The 14,649-nt window shown below is 74.2% G+C and carries 11 protein-coding genes and 1 pseudogene; 10 read left to right on the top strand and 2 right to left on the bottom strand.

What is annotated here, in order from left to right:
• From AB4039_RS40385 to moeZ, 10 genes and pseudogenes are all read left to right on the top strand, one after another.
• Positions 1–867 (top strand): DUF3152 domain-containing protein (locus AB4039_RS40385; RefSeq protein ID WP_442273120.1); only part of this gene is annotated, 867 nt, incomplete at its 5' end.
• Between the two features lie 69 nt (positions 868–936).
• Positions 937–1,032 carry an Ms4533A family Cys-rich leader peptide gene (locus AB4039_RS40380; protein WP_323178900.1) on the top strand — a complete coding sequence of 32 codons (96 nt, stop codon included), beginning with the start codon at positions 937–939 and terminating at the stop codon, positions 1,030–1,032.
• Between the two features lie 206 nt (positions 1,033–1,238).
• Positions 1,239–2,696 (top strand): annotated as a pseudogene (locus tag AB4039_RS40375) (ABC transporter substrate-binding protein); the annotation flags it as partial.
• 87 nt (positions 2,697–2,783) lie between these two features.
• Positions 2,784–3,752: an ABC transporter permease gene (locus AB4039_RS40370; protein WP_442273122.1), complete on the top strand. Its 969-nt coding sequence runs from the start codon at positions 2,784–2,786 to the stop codon at positions 3,750–3,752.
• On the top strand, positions 3,749–4,741 hold the full coding sequence (locus tag AB4039_RS40365) for an ABC transporter permease (protein WP_442273119.1): 993 nt from the start codon (positions 3,749–3,751) through the stop codon (positions 4,739–4,741). The genes AB4039_RS40370 and AB4039_RS40365 overlap by 4 nt, the downstream gene beginning before the upstream one ends.
• Entirely contained in the window at positions 4,738–7,872 is a 3,135-nt protein-coding gene (locus tag AB4039_RS40360) for a dipeptide ABC transporter ATP-binding protein (RefSeq protein ID WP_442273121.1), read from the top strand. Before AB4039_RS40365 ends, AB4039_RS40360 begins: the two co-directional genes overlap by 4 nt.
• Positions 7,873–8,022: 150 nt before the next feature.
• Positions 8,023–9,057, top strand: a complete 1,035-nt coding sequence (locus AB4039_RS40355) for a hypothetical protein (protein ID WP_442273118.1) — start codon at positions 8,023–8,025, stop codon at positions 9,055–9,057.
• A gap of 99 nt (positions 9,058–9,156) precedes the next feature.
• Positions 9,157–10,176 (top strand): NAD-dependent epimerase/dehydratase, encoded by a 1,020-nt coding sequence (locus AB4039_RS40350; RefSeq protein ID WP_442273117.1) that lies wholly within the window; start codon positions 9,157–9,159, stop codon positions 10,174–10,176.
• On the top strand, positions 10,164–10,919 hold the full coding sequence (locus tag AB4039_RS40345; RefSeq protein WP_442273116.1) for a spherulation-specific family 4 protein: 756 nt from the start codon (positions 10,164–10,166) through the stop codon (positions 10,917–10,919). The genes AB4039_RS40350 and AB4039_RS40345 overlap by 13 nt, the downstream gene beginning before the upstream one ends.
• A gap of 63 nt (positions 10,920–10,982) precedes the next feature.
• Entirely contained in the window at positions 10,983–12,161 is a 1,179-nt protein-coding gene (moeZ, locus tag AB4039_RS40340; protein ID WP_266574063.1) for an adenylyltransferase/sulfurtransferase MoeZ, read from the top strand.
• A 54-nt stretch (positions 12,162–12,215) separates the two neighbouring features.
• On the opposite strand, the gene AB4039_RS40335 is transcribed toward moeZ, so the two are convergent.
• Complete coding sequence (locus AB4039_RS40335) at positions 12,216–13,805, bottom strand: alpha/beta hydrolase (protein WP_266842126.1); 1,590 nt, start codon at positions 13,803–13,805, stop codon at positions 12,216–12,218.
• An 85-nt stretch (positions 13,806–13,890) separates the two neighbouring features.
• A partial coding sequence (gene hemG / locus AB4039_RS40330; protein ID WP_442273115.1) for a protoporphyrinogen oxidase occupies positions 13,891–14,649 on the bottom strand: 759 nt, incomplete at its 5' end.

The following is a 14,649-nucleotide window of genomic DNA, read 5'->3' as shown; positions in this document are numbered from 1 at the left end:
CCCGTGGGGTCCGGGGCCGCCGAGCCGCCGGTGGCGGGCCGGGGCACGCGGATCCGTACGTACACCGGGATGGCCGCGGCGGCCGTCACCACCGTGCTGGCCGTAGTCGTCGCCGGTCAGGTGGTCGCCGATGGCGACTCCGCCCCCGGCAACGCGCACGCCGCCGGGGACGACGCCCCCGAACGCTCCCTGAGCGGCCAGTCCGCCGCCTCCCGCTCCGACGGCCGCGCCACCCCGGCCAACCCACCCGCCGTCGCCCCGCCGCAGACCTACGAGCAGCAGATGTCGCTGCAGTTGCCCATCGACGCGAAGCTCGCCGGTCCGGGCACCTTCGACACCGTCCCCGGGTTCGCCAAGGCGCCGGGCAAGGGGAAGGTGGTGCGCTACCGCGTCGACGTCGAGCAGGGGCTGGGCCTGGACCCGCAGCTGTTCGCCGAGGCCGTGCAGCGCACCCTCAACGACCCGCGCAGCTGGGGCCACGGCGGTGCGATGACCTTCGAGCGGGTACCGGCCGGCGAGGCCGACTTCGTGATCACCCTGGCCAGCCCCGGGACCACCGGCACCTGGTGCGCGAAGTCCGGCCTCGACACCACCGTGGACAACGTCTCCTGCGACTCCGCCGCCACCGACCGCGTGATGATCAACGCCTTCCGGTGGGCGCAGGGCTCACCGACCTACGGCCCGGACCAGATGCTCGCGTACCGGCAGATGCTCATCAACCACGAGGTCGGCCACCGGCTCGGCCACGGGCACGTGAGCTGCCAGACTCCGGGCTCGCTCGCGCCGATCATGCAGCAGCAGACCAAGTCCCTCGACATCGACAACATCCACTGCCTGCCCAACCCCTGGGTCTTCCCCGGGAGTTGACCTAAGAGCGACGGAGGACGGCCGGATCGGCGTTGACAGCCCGTCCGGTGATCGGTAATTGTTCTCCGCATGTCGCACCGCCACACCACCGCCGCGAGCGCCGCCATAGAGCTGGCGCTCCTCGGTGTGGCCGCGCACAGCGTGGCCGACATCTTCTGTCGCTGACGCCTGCCTGAGCGCGCGACCCGTTTCCGAACCGTCTCGCCGCGCCCGGGCACTCCTGCCCGCGGGCGCGGCGTCCTCCTCCTCGGTGCGCATTCCACCGGTGATCCCGAACGCCGCCTCCCGCGCGGCCGCTTCCGCATCCCGTACACGCATCCCGCATCCGCGGCAGTCACCGTGCCGCTGCCCGCCGAGAGGTCCCTTTTCCCATGCGCCAGTCCCAGATATCGCGCCGTGTGGCCGCGGTCGCCGTCAGCCTCGTACTGGCCGGAGGCGCCGCCGCCTGCGGGCCCGAGGACGCCGCGGACAAGGCCTCCGCCGGCGACAAGCCGGGCGCCTCCGGGTCCGCCCCGCACAAGGGCGGCACCCTGACCGTCCTCAACAACGAGCCGCAGAGCGACTTCGACCCCGCCCGCCTGTACACCTCGGGCGGCGGCAACGTTCCCTCGCTGGTGTTCCGCACGCTCACCACCCGCAACCGCGAGGACGGTCCGGCCGGCGCCAAGGTCGTCCCCGACCTGGCCACCGACCTCGGCAAGCCCAACGCCGACGCCACCGAGTGGACGTACACCCTCAAGGACGGGCTGAAGTACGAGGACGGCAGCCCGATCACCACCGCCGACATCAAGTACGGCATCGAGCGCTCCTTCGCCGCCGAGCTGTCGGGCGGCGCCCCCTACCTGCGGGACTGGCTGGTCGGCGGGGAGACCTACGAGGGCCCGTACAAGGACGGCGGCAAGGGCCTCGACTCCATCGTGGTGCCCGACGCGAAGACCATCGTCTTCAAACTCCGCAAGCCCGAGGGCGAGTTCCCCTTCCTCGCCACCCAGACGCAGTTCGCCCCCGTACCCAAGGCCAAGGACACCGGCGTCAAGTACGAGGAGCACCCGGTCTCCTCCGGCCCGTACAAGGTCGTCAAGAACACCGGTGACGGCGAGACCCTGCTGCTGGAGCGCAACGAGAACTGGGACCCGAAGACCGACGAGGAGCGCAAGGCCTACCCGGACAGGGTCGACGTCCGCTCCGGCCTCGACGCGGCCGTCGTCAACCAGCGGCTGTCCACCAGCTCCGGACCCGACGCCGCCGCCGTCACCACCGACACCAACCTCGGCCCCGCCGAACTCGCCCAGATCGGCGACAACAAGGAGCTCGCCTCCCGCGTCGGCACCGGCCACTTCGGCTACGTCAACTACCTGGCCTTCAACCCGAAGGTGGCCCCCTTCGACAACCCGAAGGTCCGCCAGGCCATCTCCTACGCGGTCAACCGCACCAGCGTCGTCAACGCGGCCGGCGGCTCCGCGCTGGCCGAACCGGCCACCACCTTCCTGCCCGAGCGCGAGGCCTTCGGGTACAGCGCCTACGACCACTTCCCGGCGGGCAGGACCGGCAACCCGGCCAAGGCGAAGGAACTGCTCAAGGAGGCGGGCTTCCCCGACGGGCTCACCGTCACCCTCACCCACTCAAACGCCCAGAACCGCCAGACCAGCCCGGAGATCGCCACGGCCGTCCAGCAGGCCCTCGCGGCCGCGGGCATCACCGTCAAGCTCGAAGGCCTGGAGACCAACGCCTTCAACGAGCGGCGCTGGGACGCCAAGAACACCCCCGGCTTCTTCCTCTCCCGCTGGGGCGCCGACTGGCCCTCCGGCGGCCCCTTCCTCGCGCCGATCTTCGACGGCCGGCAGATCGTCACCAACGGTTCCAACTACAACCACGCCCAGCTGAACGACCCCGCCGTGAACACCGAGATCGACGAGATCGCCAAGCTCACCGCTGCCGGGGTCGCCACCCCGGCCGCGGGCACCGGCCGCCAGGTCTGGCGGCGGCTGCGCGGACGCCCGTCCGCCGTCACCGCCGCCGCGGTCCTGGCCCTCCTCGTCCTCCTCGCCCTCGCCGCCCCGCTGTTCGCCCAGCTCACCGGCCAGGATCCGAACGCGTACCACGACGACCTCGTCGACTCCGCCCGCGGCGGCGTACCCCTCGGCTCCTTCGGCGGGATCTCCGCCGACCACTGGCTCGGCGTCGAACCCGGCAGCGGCCGCGACCTGTTCACCCGGCTGCTCTACGGGGCCCGGATCTCCCTGCTCGTCGCCGTAGGCGCCACCACCGTGCAAGTCCTCGTCGGCGTCGCCGCCGGACTCGCCGCCGGACTCGGCCACCGCGTCGCCGGAGCGCTCGTCGCCCGGCTCACCGACGTGATGATCGCCCTGCCCCTGCTGGTGCTCGCCGTCGCCCTCACCGCCGTGGTCCCGCCGGGCTTCCCGCGCCCCCTGCTGCTCGTCCTGGCCATCGGCCTGCTCGGCTGGGGCACCACCGCCCGCATGGTGCGGGCGCAGACCCTCACCCTGCGCGGCCTGGACTTCGTCGAAGCCGCCCGGCTCTCCGGCAACGGCACCCTGCGCATCGCCCGCCGGGAACTGCTGCCCTCACTGGCCGCACCCGTCATCACCTACGCCGCGATCCTCGTCCCGGCCAACATCGTCGTCGAGGCCTCGCTCTCCTTCCTCGGCATCGGCGTGAAGCCCCCCACCCCCTCCTGGGGCCAGATGCTCTCCAGCGCCCAGACCTGGTTCCGCGCCGACCCCGCCTACGTCCTGCTCCCCGCCGGGCTGCTCTTCGTCACCGTGCTGGCCTTCACCGTCCTCGGCGACGCCCTGCGCACGGCCCTCGACCCGCGCGAGGCCTCCCGCCTGCGGGTCGGCACCGGAAAGGAGCGCACGACGTGACCCGCTTCGTGCTCAACCGGCTCGGCGGGGCGGTCCTGGTGCTGCTCGCCCTGTCCGTCGCCGTCTACGCCCTCTTCTACGTCGCCCCCGGCGACCCCGCCCGCCTCGCCTGCGGGGAGCGGTGCAACCCGGCGCAGATCGCCCAGGTGCGCGCGCAGCTCGGACTCGACGACTCCGTCGTCGTCCAGTACCTGCACTTCCTCCGGGGACTGCTGGCCGGCCGCGACTACTCGGGCGGCGCCGGACTCGTCCTGCACTGCGACGCCCCCTGCCTCGGGTTCTCGTACCAGAACGACCGGCAGGTCACCGAGCTGCTCCTGGAACGCCTGCCCGCCACCTTCTCCCTGGCGCTGGGCGCACTGGTGATCTGGCTCGTCCTCGGCGTCGGCACCGGGCTGCTGTCCGCGCTGCGCCGCGGTGGGTTCACCGAACGCGCGCTGACCGTACTCACCCTCGCCGCCACCGGCACCCCCGTCTTCATCCTCGGCCTGCTCCTGCTCATGGCCGTCTGCGCCCACCTGCGGTGGCTGCCCTTCCCGACCTACGTGCCCTTCGGTGAGGACCCGGAGCAGTGGGCCTGGAACCTGCTGCTGCCCTGGATCACGCTCGGCTTCTTCGAGAGCGCCAAGTACGCCCGCATCACCCGCAGTTCCACCCTGGAGACGCTCGCCGACGACCACATCCGCACCTTCCGCGCCTACGGGGTGGGGGAGCGCGCGCTGGTCACCCGGCACGCGGTGCGCGGGGCCGTCGCGCCCGTGATCGCCCTCAGCGCGGTGGACTTCGGCACGATGATCGGCGGCGCCGTGCTGACCGAATCCCTGTTCGGCATCCCCGGCCTCGGCAAGACCCTCATCGACGGGGTGCGGGTCGTGGACCTGCCGGTGGTCGTCGGCGTCGTCCTCGGCATCGGCACGGCCGTCGTGATCGCCGGCGCCCTCGCCGACCTGCTGTACGCCGTAGCGGACCGAAGGGTGGCCCTGACATGACCGAACCGCTCGTGGACGTCCGCGACCTGGTGGTGGACTTCCCCGTCGGCGCGCCGGGGGAGTACCTGCGCGCCGTGGACGGGCTGTCCTTCACCCTGGAACCCGGCCGGGCCCTGGCCCTCGTGGGCGAGTCCGGCAGCGGCAAGTCCACCGTGGCGGCCGCCCTGCTCGGACTCCACCGCGGTACGGGCGCCCGGCTCGGCGGCACCGTACGGGTCGGCGGCACCGACGTGGGCACCGCCCCGCCACGGCAACTGCGCGCCCTGCGCGGGGGCACCGCGGCGATGGTGTTCCAGGACCCGCTCAGCTCCCTCGACCCGTACCACGGCGTCGGCGACCAGATCGCCGAGGTGTACCGGATCCACACCACCGCCTCCCGGCGCGCCGCCCGCGCCCGCGCCGTCGAGGTCCTCGACCGGGTGGGCATCCCCGACGCGGCCCGCCGCGCCCGCTCCCGCCCGCACGAGTTCAGCGGCGGAATGCGCCAACGGGCGCTGATCGCGATGGCGTTGGCGTGCGAACCCCGGCTGCTGATCGCCGACGAACCCACCACCGCCCTCGACGTCACCGTCCAGGCCCAGATCCTCGACCTGCTCCACGGCCTGCGCGAGGAGCGGGGCCTGGGGCTGTTGCTGGTCACGCACGACGTGGGCGTGGCGGCCGGGAGCGTCGACGAGCTGCTGGTGATGCGCGGCGGCTCCGCCGTGGAGCGCGGGCCCGTGGACCGGGTGCTGTCCGCCCCCGGGGCCCCGTACACCCGCGAGCTGCTGGCGGCCGTCCCGCGGCTCGACGGGCCGCGCGCCCCCCGGCCGCGCCCGGCCACCGACGCGGACGGGCCCGTCGTCGAAGCCTTCGGCCTGCGCCGGGAGTTCGGCCGCGGGAAGCGGCGCGTCGTCGCCGTCGGCGGACCGGACCGGGCCGACGGGGTCTCCCTCGCGGTGCGCCGCGGGGAGACGCTCGGCATCGTGGGGGAGTCCGGCAGCGGCAAGAGCACCCTCGGGCGGATGCTCGTCGGGCTGCTGGCACCCGGCTCCGGCCGGATCCACCACGAGGGCCGGGAGACCGCGGGCATCGCGCCCGGCGCCCAGATGGTGTTCCAGGACCCGGTGTCCTCCCTCAACCCCCGCCGCTCCGTCGGCGAGTCCATCGCCGACCCGCTGCGTGCGGCGGGCTGGCGGGACGAGGCGGCGATCCGGGCCCGAGTGGAGGAACTCCTGACCCGCGTCGGCCTGGAGGCCGGGCACTACGACCGCTACCCGCACGAGTTCAGCGGCGGCCAGCGCCAGCGCGTCGGCATCGCCCGCGCCCTGGCCCCGGAACCCACGCTGATCGTCTGCGACGAACCGGTGTCCGCCCTCGACGTCACCACCCAGGCACAGGTCACCGCCCTGCTGGCGGAACTCCAGCGGGAGCTGGGGATCGCGCTCGTCTTCATCGCGCACGACCTCGCGGTGGTCCGGCAGGTCAGCGACCGGGTCGCGGTCATGCGCGGCGGCCTGATCGTCGAGGAGGGCCCGGTCGACGAGGTCTACGGCCGCCCCGCCCACCCCTACACCCGGCAGCTGCTGGACGCCGTACCGGCCCTCGATCCGGGCCTGGCCCACCGGCACATCCGCTTGAGTTCTTCCGCGGCGGGTCGACGGACCGACGGCGACCGCCTGGAACGGGAGATCGGGGGTGCCACTCGTGCGGATCGGACTGGTCACGGAAGGTGGTTATCCGTATGCGGCGGGAGAGGCCGGGCTCTGGTGCGACCGGCTCGTGCGCGGGCTCCCGCAGCACGAGTTCGAGCTCTACGCGCTGAGCCGCAGCGCCGGCCAGGAGGCAGGCGGCCGGGTCCCGCTCCCGGGGCACGTCACCCGGGTGCGGACCGCCCCGCTGTGGGCCCCGGGCGACGACGGACGCACGTACGCGCGGCGCGAACGGCGGCGCTTCACCGCCGGCTTCGAGCAACTGGTCCGCGGGATCTGCGCGGACGGGGCCGAGGCCTTCGCCACCGGGCTCTACGAACTGGCCGCGCTCGCCCGCGAACAGGGCGGGATGTACGCGGCCCTGCGCTCCGAGACGGCCGTACGGGCCGTGGAGGCCGGCTGCCGCGCCCCGGGCGCGAGCCGCAGCGTGACGGCGGCCCGGGTAACCGACCTGCTGGAGTTCGTCGACGCCCTGGAACGGATGCTGCGGCCGCTGTCCCTCGACTGGTACGAGGAGCCCGGACTCGGCGCCGTCGACGTCTGCCACGCTGCGGCCGGCGGTGTCGCGGCGCTCCCCGGACTCCTGGCCAAACGCTTCTTCGGGGTCCCGCTGCTGGTCACCGAGTACGGGGTCCGGCTGCGCACCCACTACCTGGAGCACGGCGAGGACGACCGGCCCGCCCTGCGCGCGCTCCTCGCGGCCTTCCACGTCCGGCTCGCCGGCGAGATCTACGCCGGCGCCGACCTCCTCACCCCCGGCAACGCGCACGCCCGCCGCTGGCAGGAGCGCTGCGGGGCCCCGCGGGAACGGCTGCGGACCGTGTACCCCGGGATGGAGGCGGACCGATTCGCCGCCGTCGGCGAGGACCCGGAACGCGGCGACCCGGACACCCTGGTGTGGGTCGGGCGCACCGAGCCCGCCAAGGACCTGATCGGCCTGCTGCACGCCTTCGCCGAGGTCCGCCGGGCCGCGCCCGACACCCGGCTGCGGATCTTCTCGACGGCCGCCGTGCCCGGCTACCTGGCCGACTGCCGGTCGCTGGCCGCGCAGCTCTTCCCCGACGAGGCCGCCGACGCGCGGACGGTGGGGGAGAACCCGGTCACCTTCGAGGAGATCGGCGGCCCGGAGACGCCCTCCCCGGCCGAGGCGTACGGGGCCGGCCGGATCGTGCTGCTGTCCTCGGTGATCGAGGGCTTCCCCGTCACCCTCGCCGAGGCCATGTTCTGCGGGCGCGCCACCGTGTCCACGGACGTCGGGGCCGTCCGCGAGGTCATCGGCGGGACCGGACTGGTCGTGCCGCCCCGCAACCCGCGGGCGCTCGCCGATGCCTGCCTCGCCCTGCTGCGGGACCCCGAGCGGGCCCAGCGGCTGGGGGCGGCGGCGCGGGCCAGGGCGCTGGAGCTGTTCACCGTCGAGCAGAACGTGGCCGCCTTCCATGACGGTTACCAGCTGCTGCTGGCCCGGGGTTCCGCACGGCCCGACGGGGAGGTCCCCTTCGAGCGGCCGGCCGAGGCGCGGGTCCCGGGGCACTGGACCACGCCGACGTGGGCCCCGCCCGTCACCCCTGCGCCGGGTCCGGAGGCGGCGGCATGACGACCGTCGACCCGTACCCCGTCGCGGACGGGCCCGTCGCCGATGGAGCCGGCACGGCGCCGCCGGGAACCCCGTCGCCGGACCCCCGCGCCCCGGTCGCGCGCGGTGCCGGAGCACCGGGACCGCTCCCGGGAGCGGGGACCGGGCCCGGCGCGGCCGGACCGGCGACGCCGCAGACGGCCCGGCGCAGGGGCGGCGGGGATCCCGTCAAGGCCCTGCTGCACCGGCACCGGGAGCTGTGCGAGCGGGCCGTCGACGCGCTGGAGGTCGCCGCCGGACTGGAGGCGCACGGCATCACCGACCGCACCGCCGCGCGGTTCCGGCACCGGGACGTGTTCTCCCTCGCCGAGGAGCTCTACGCCCGCACCCCGCGCGGCGAGGCCCCGGCGCCGCCCCCCGCGCGGACCCCGGCGGGGCCCCGGGCGGTGCGCGGGTTCGGCTACGCCCTGCTGCCCGGCGCCCTCGCGTTCGGCGCGGCCGCCACCGGGACGCCGTGGACGGGCCCCCTCGCGGTGCTCCTCACCGTCGGCGCGCTGGTGTGGCCCGGCCGGTGGGCCGGGGGACGCTTCCCCTACGCCGCCCACCTGCTCGCGGCGGCCGTCGTCGGATGGGCGGTCCACCGGCACGGGGCGGCGCTCGGAGCCGCCCTCGCGCTGGCCGTGGCCCCCGGACACCTCGCCGGGGCGTACTACGCCGCCCGGGCGCGCCGCCGGCTCGCCGGGAGCCGGGCCCTGGAGGACTTCGCCGCCGGGGCCCGGCCCCTGCTCGCCGGGGTCCTGCTGCCCTTCGGCGCGGCCGCCGCGGGGACGGCCGCGCTCGCCGGAGCCGACCCGGCCGCGGCCGTACCGCTCGCGGTGCTGCTGTTCCTGGTCCGGCTGCTGCTCCGGCACGGCGCGCACCGCGCCCCCCTGGCGGCGGCCCTGGCCCTCGCCCTGGTCCCGGCACCGGCGGCGGTGGCCGCCGCGGCCGCGGGACTCCTCGTACACGCCGTGCTCGCGCTGTCCCGCGCCTCGGCCCACGCGCGTCCCTGAGCGCCGTACCCCCGCCCACCGACCCCCGACCCCCGACCCCACCCACCACCCAAGGAGAAACAGGATGACCGGCCAGCCAACCAACCGAGGGGCCGCGCTATGAGGGTGCTGCTGATCGGAGCCAACGGTTACCTCGGCCGCTACGTCGCGGACCGGCTGCTCGCCGACCCCGCGGTCCAGCTCACCGCGCTCGGCCGCGGCGACGACGCCGACGTCCGCTTCGACCTCGCCACCGGCAGTCCCGGAGCCCTCACCCGGTTCCTGGACGCCGTCCACCCCGGCGTCGTCATCAACTGCGCGGGCGCCACCCGCGGCGGGGCCCGGGAACTGACCCGGCACAACACCGTCGCCGTCGCCACCATCTGCGAGTCGCTGCGCCGCAGCGGTTGCGGCGCCCGGCTGGTCCAGCTCGGCTGCTCCGCCGAGTACGGGCCCAGCCAGCCCGGCTCGTCCACGGCCGAGGACGCCGTGCCCAGACCCGGCGGACCGTACGGCGTCAGCAAGCTCGCCGCGACCGAGTTGGTGCTCGGGTCCGGGCTGGACGCCGTCGTCCTGCGGGTGTTCTCGCCCGTCGGCCCCGGAACCCCCGCGGGCTCCCCGCTGGGCCGGCTCGCCGAGGCGATGCGGCGCGCCATGCAGTCCGGGGACGGCGAGCTCAAGCTGAGCGGCCTCGGAGTCCAGCGCGACTTCGTCGACGTACGGGACGTCGCGCGGGCCGTGCACGCCGCCTCCCTGTCCGCGGCCCAGGGGGTCGTGAACATCGGCACCGGCCGGGCGGTCCGGCTGCGCGACGCGGCGGCCGTCCTGGCCCGCGTCGCCGGATACGGCGGCGCCCTGCACGAACTGGACGTCCCGCACGGCGGCCCCCAGCACGGCGGCCCCGTGCACGGGCACCCCGGCCGCCCGCAGGGCCTGGCCGCCATCGGTTCGCCGCGCTCCGAGGCCACCGCCGAGCAGATCGCCTCCGCGGCCCCCCAGCCGTACCCCTACCCCGACGGCTGCGGCGCCTGGCAGCAGGCCGATGTGCGCACCGCCCGGGACCGGCTCGGCTGGCGGCCCCGGATCAACCTGGAGGAGTCCCTCGCGGACATCTGGATGGAGGCGGCGTGCCGTATCTGACCACTCCGCCGGGGGCCACGGCGGCGGCCGCGACCGAGGCCGGCCGGCTGGGCCTGGGCATCCCCGGTTACGCGCACCCGCTGCTCGCCCCGGTGGAGTGGGCCGAGCTGACCCGCCCGGGGACCCCGCTGCACTGGGCGGTGCTCAACGTCTCCGACGGCCCGGGCGGACGCCCCGACCCGCACTGCTCCGAGGCCGCCGCGAAGCTCGGCCGGGCGGACGGCACGGTCCTCGGGCATCTCGCCCTGCGGGACGGAACCCGGTCCTTCGGGGAGCTGGTCTCCGACGCCCACCGCTTCCGCGACTGGTACGGCGTCGGCGGCTTCTACCTCGCCGGAGCCCCCTCGGACCGGGACGGTCTCGCCGGGGTCCGCCGGGTCACCGACACCCTGCGCGGCCTCGGAGAGGGTCTGCGGATCGTCCTCGGACACGGCACGCACCCGTGCGAGGGCTACACGGAGGCCGCCGACCAGCTGGTCACCTTCTCGGGGGCCTGGGCCGACTACCGCTGGTCGCAGGTGGCGGAGTGGACGGCAGACCATCCGCCCGAGACGTTCTGCCACCTCGTCCACGGCGTGCCGCGGACCCACCTGGAGGAGGCGCTGCGGATCGCCCGCTGGCAGGGCGCCGGCACGATCTGGTTCACGGACCGGCGCGCGGCGGGAGACCGCGACCCGTGGGCCTCGATGCCCGGGTACTGGGACGAAATCGTCTCGCGGATCGGACCGGGTGTCTCGGAATGAAGAAGGGCGTGGCAGTGTTACGGGAAGAACCACCGTTCAGACATACCCATCTACGGAGTCCCCGTGTCGCTGCCACCCCTGGTAGAGCCAGCTGCTGAGCTCACCGTTGACGAGGTCCGTCGGTACTCCCGCCACCTGATCATCCCGGATGTCGGGATGGACGGCCAGAAGCGCCTGAAGAACGCCAAGGTGCTGGCCGTGGGCGCGGGCGGCCTCGGCTCCCCCGCCCTCATGTACCTGGCCGCAGCCGGTGTGGGCACTCTGGGCATCGTGGAGTTCGACGAGGTCGACGAGTCGAACCTGCAGCGCCAGATCATCCACAGCCAGGCGGACATCGGCCGCTCCAAGGCCGAGTCGGCCCGTGACAGCGTGCTGGGCATCAACCCGTACGTCAACGTGGTCCTTCACGAAGAGCGGCTCGAAGCCGAGAACGTGATGGAGATCTTCAGCCAGTACGACCTCATCGTCGACGGCACGGACAACTTCGCCACGCGCTACCTGGTCAACGACGCCTGCGTGCTGCTGAACAAGCCGTACGTGTGGGGCTCGATCTACCGCTTCGACGGCCAGGCCTCCGTCTTCTGGTCCGAGCACGGTCCGTGCTACCGCTGCCTCTACCCGGAGCCCCCGCCGCCGGGCATGGTCCCGAGCTGCGCCGAGGGCGGCGTACTGGGCGTGCTCTGCGCGTCCATCGGGTCCATCCAGGTCACCGAGGCCATCAAGGTCCTCACGGGCGTCGGCGAGCCGCTGGTCGGCCGCCTGATGATCTACGACGCCCTGGAGATGCAGTACCGCCAGGTCAAGGTCCGCAAGGACCCCGACTGCGCGGTCTGCGGTCCGAACGCGACCGTCACCGAACTCATCGACTACGAGGCCTTCTGCGGCGTCGTGTCGGAGGAGGCCCAGGAGGCCGCCCTCGGTTCGACGATCACTCCCAAGCAGCTCAAGGAGTGGATCGACGGCGACGAGCCCATCGAGATCATCGACGTCCGCGAGAAGAACGAGTACGAGATCGTCTCGATCCCCGGCGCGAAGCTGATCCCCAAGGGCGAGTTCCTGATGGGCACCGCCCTCCAGGACCTGCCGCAGGACAAGCGCATCGTCTTGCACTGCAAGACGGGTGTCCGCAGTGCGGAAGTCCTCGCGGTCCTGAAGTCCGCGGGCTTCGCGGACGCGGTGCACGTCGGCGGCGGCGTCATCGGCTGGGTCCACCAGATCGAGCCCGAGAAGCCGGTCTACTAGCAGCAGCGTCCGAAGGGGCCGTACCCGCGCCGGGTACGGCCCCTTCGGCGCGTTCTAGGCGGGCGTGGGGCTGGCGGCGGGGCTGGGGCTGGCGGCCGGGGTGCAGACGGTGCCCTTCCCCGGGACCTTCCCGTCCAGCAGGTAGGAGTTGACCGCCTGCTGCACGCACGCGTCGCCGCTGTTGTACGCGCCGTGCCCCTCGCCCTTGTAGGTGAGCTCCACGCCGACGCCCTTGCCGAGCCGCTCGGCCATCTTCCGCGCGCCCTCGTACGGGGTCGCCGGGTCGCCGGTGTTGCCGATCACCAGGATGGGGGCGGCGCCGGGGGCCGAGACGTCCGGGGTGTTCCAGGCGCCCGCGACCGGCCAGTCCATGCAGCTGAGCATGGCCCAGCCGAGGAAGTCCCCGAAGACGGGCGAGGCCTTGCGGAACTCGGGGAGCTTCGCCTTGGTCTGCGCGAGGGTGTACCGGTCCTTGGAGTCGGCGCAGTTGATGGCGGTGTTGGCCGCCAGGATGTTGCTGTAACGGCCCTGCTGGTCCCGGCCGTTGAGGGCGTCCGACAGGGCCATCAGCAGCTGGCCCTGACCGCCCTCGGCCTCGTCCAGACCCTGCTCCAGCAGCGGCCACAGCTCCTTGGAGTAAAGGGCCTGGGCGATGCCGTTCGTGGCGGCGGAGTCGGTGAGTTTGCGGTCGCCGATGCCGGCGATGGGCTTGGCCGCGAGCGCCTTCTGGAGCTTGATGACGTTCGCCTCGATCTCCTTGGCGGTGCTGCCCTGGAGCCGGCAGGCGTCGCCGCGGTCGACGCAGTCCTGGGCGAAGTTGCCGAGGGCGAGCTGGAAACCCTTCGCCTGGCCGAGCGCGCCCTGTTCGGCGTTCTGGGTCGGATCGACGACGGCGTCGAACACGGCCCGGCCGACGTTCTTCGGGAAGAGGTGGGCGTAGACCCCGCCGAGCTCCGTGCCGTAGGAGATCCCGAAGTAGTTCAGCTTCTCGTCGCCCAGTGCCTGGCGGACGCGGTCCAGGTCGCGTGCGGCGTTCTCGGTACCGACGTGGGGCAGGACGTCGCCGGAGTTCTTCCGGCACGCCTCCCGGTACTTCTTCATGCCGTCGAGGAAGGCCTTCTCCTGCTCCGGGGTGGCGGGGGAGGAGTCCTGGGCGTAGTACGCGTCCAACTGCTTGTCGTCCTCGCAGAGCACGGGTGCGCTGCGGCCGACCCCGCGCGGGTCGAAGCTCACCAGGTCGTACCGGGCGCGCAGGGCCGCGTACTCCTGGGCGGCGCCGGGCAGGGTGCTGACGCCGGAGCCGCCGGGGCCGCCGAAGTTGAAGACGAGGGAGCCGAGGCGGTGCTTCTGGTCCCTGGCCTTGGCGCGGACGAGGGCGATCGGGATGGTCTTGCCCCCGGGGTTCGCGTAGTCGAGCGGCACGTCGAGGGTGGCGCACTGCCAGTCCTTGCCGGGCGTCTGCCCACCGCCTTCGGCGGCCGTGGGAGGGGAGCACTCGCCCCACTTCAGGGGCTTGGGCTCCTGGGTGCTGCCGCCCCGCGGTCTTCCCGTCGTACCGGAACCGCCTTCGGCGCAGGCGCCGGTGGTGAGCAGCGCGGCGGTGAGGGTTGCGGCGGCGGCTGTCCGAACGACGTTTCTGGGCATGCCTCCATCCTCTGCCCCCACCCCGCACCCCGCCCGCGCGCTGACCCGTCCGGGGGATCCCGCCGGGGACCGGGGCGGGACGGCGTCAGGCCGCTGCCGGGGCCGGGGTCAGCACCTGGCGGGCCGCGGCCCGGCCCGTGGCCACGCAGGCGGCCACGCCCGCGCCCTCGTACGCCGCTCCGCACAGCGCCAGCGACGGCAGTTCCGCAGTGGCCTCGCGGATGCGGGCCACGCGTGCGCGGTGCCCGACGCCGTACTGCGGCAGGGCCCGGTCCCAGCGGGTCACGCGGGCGGCGAGGGGCTCGCCCATCGGGCCCACCGCGCGGTGGAGTTCGGTGACGGCGGCCCGGATCAGGTGCCGGTCGGGGCTGCTCAGCAGCTCCTCCTCCCCGATCCGCCCGATCGACGCGCGCAGCACGAACGTGGCGGGCGCCGCCTCGTGCATCCAGGACCACTTGGTGGAGAGGAAGGACGCCGCCGTCAGGACGTGCCCGTCCACCGCCGGGACCAGGAAGCCGTTGCCCTCCGGGAGGCGGTGTGCCCGGCTGCGGGAGAAGGCCATGGTGACGACCGCGGTGGAGGCGTGCGGGATGGCCGACAGTTCGGCCTCCGCCCGCGGGGAGTGCGGTCGCAGCAGTTCCGCCGCAGCGTGGGCCGGCAGGGCCAGGACCACCGCGTCCGCGTCCATGGTCAGCGGGCCGTCGGCCGTTACGGCCCGCACCCGCCACCGGTCACCGGGAAGCCGCCGCAGGGAGCGGGCCGTGGTCCCGGTGAGGATCCGCGCCCCGCAGGCGCGGGCGACCGCCTGCGGGAGGCGGCCGGTGCCGCCGGCCAGGCCCCGGAC

This window comes from Streptomyces sp. M-16 (assembly GCF_052114405.1).
GTDB lineage: Bacteria > Actinomycetota > Actinomycetes > Streptomycetales > Streptomycetaceae > Streptomyces.
This window is presented reverse-complemented; position numbering and strand designations above follow the sequence as displayed.

Excerpts from the sequence above, each read along its gene's own strand:
- AB4039_RS40360 (WP_442273121.1), top strand. The coding sequence starts at position 4,738 with ATGACCGAACCGCTCGTGGACGTCCGCGACCTGGTGGTGGACTTCCCC.
- AB4039_RS40335 (WP_266842126.1), bottom strand. The coding sequence starts at position 13,805 with ATGCCCAGAAACGTCGTTCGGACAGCCGCCGCCGCAACCCTCACCGCC.
- AB4039_RS40350 (WP_442273117.1), top strand. The coding sequence starts at position 9,157 with ATGAGGGTGCTGCTGATCGGAGCCAACGGTTACCTCGGCCGCTACGTC.
- AB4039_RS40380 (WP_323178900.1), top strand. The coding sequence starts at position 937 with ATGTCGCACCGCCACACCACCGCCGCGAGCGCCGCCATAGAGCTGGCG.
- AB4039_RS40355 (WP_442273118.1), top strand. The coding sequence starts at position 8,023 with ATGACGACCGTCGACCCGTACCCCGTCGCGGACGGGCCCGTCGCCGAT.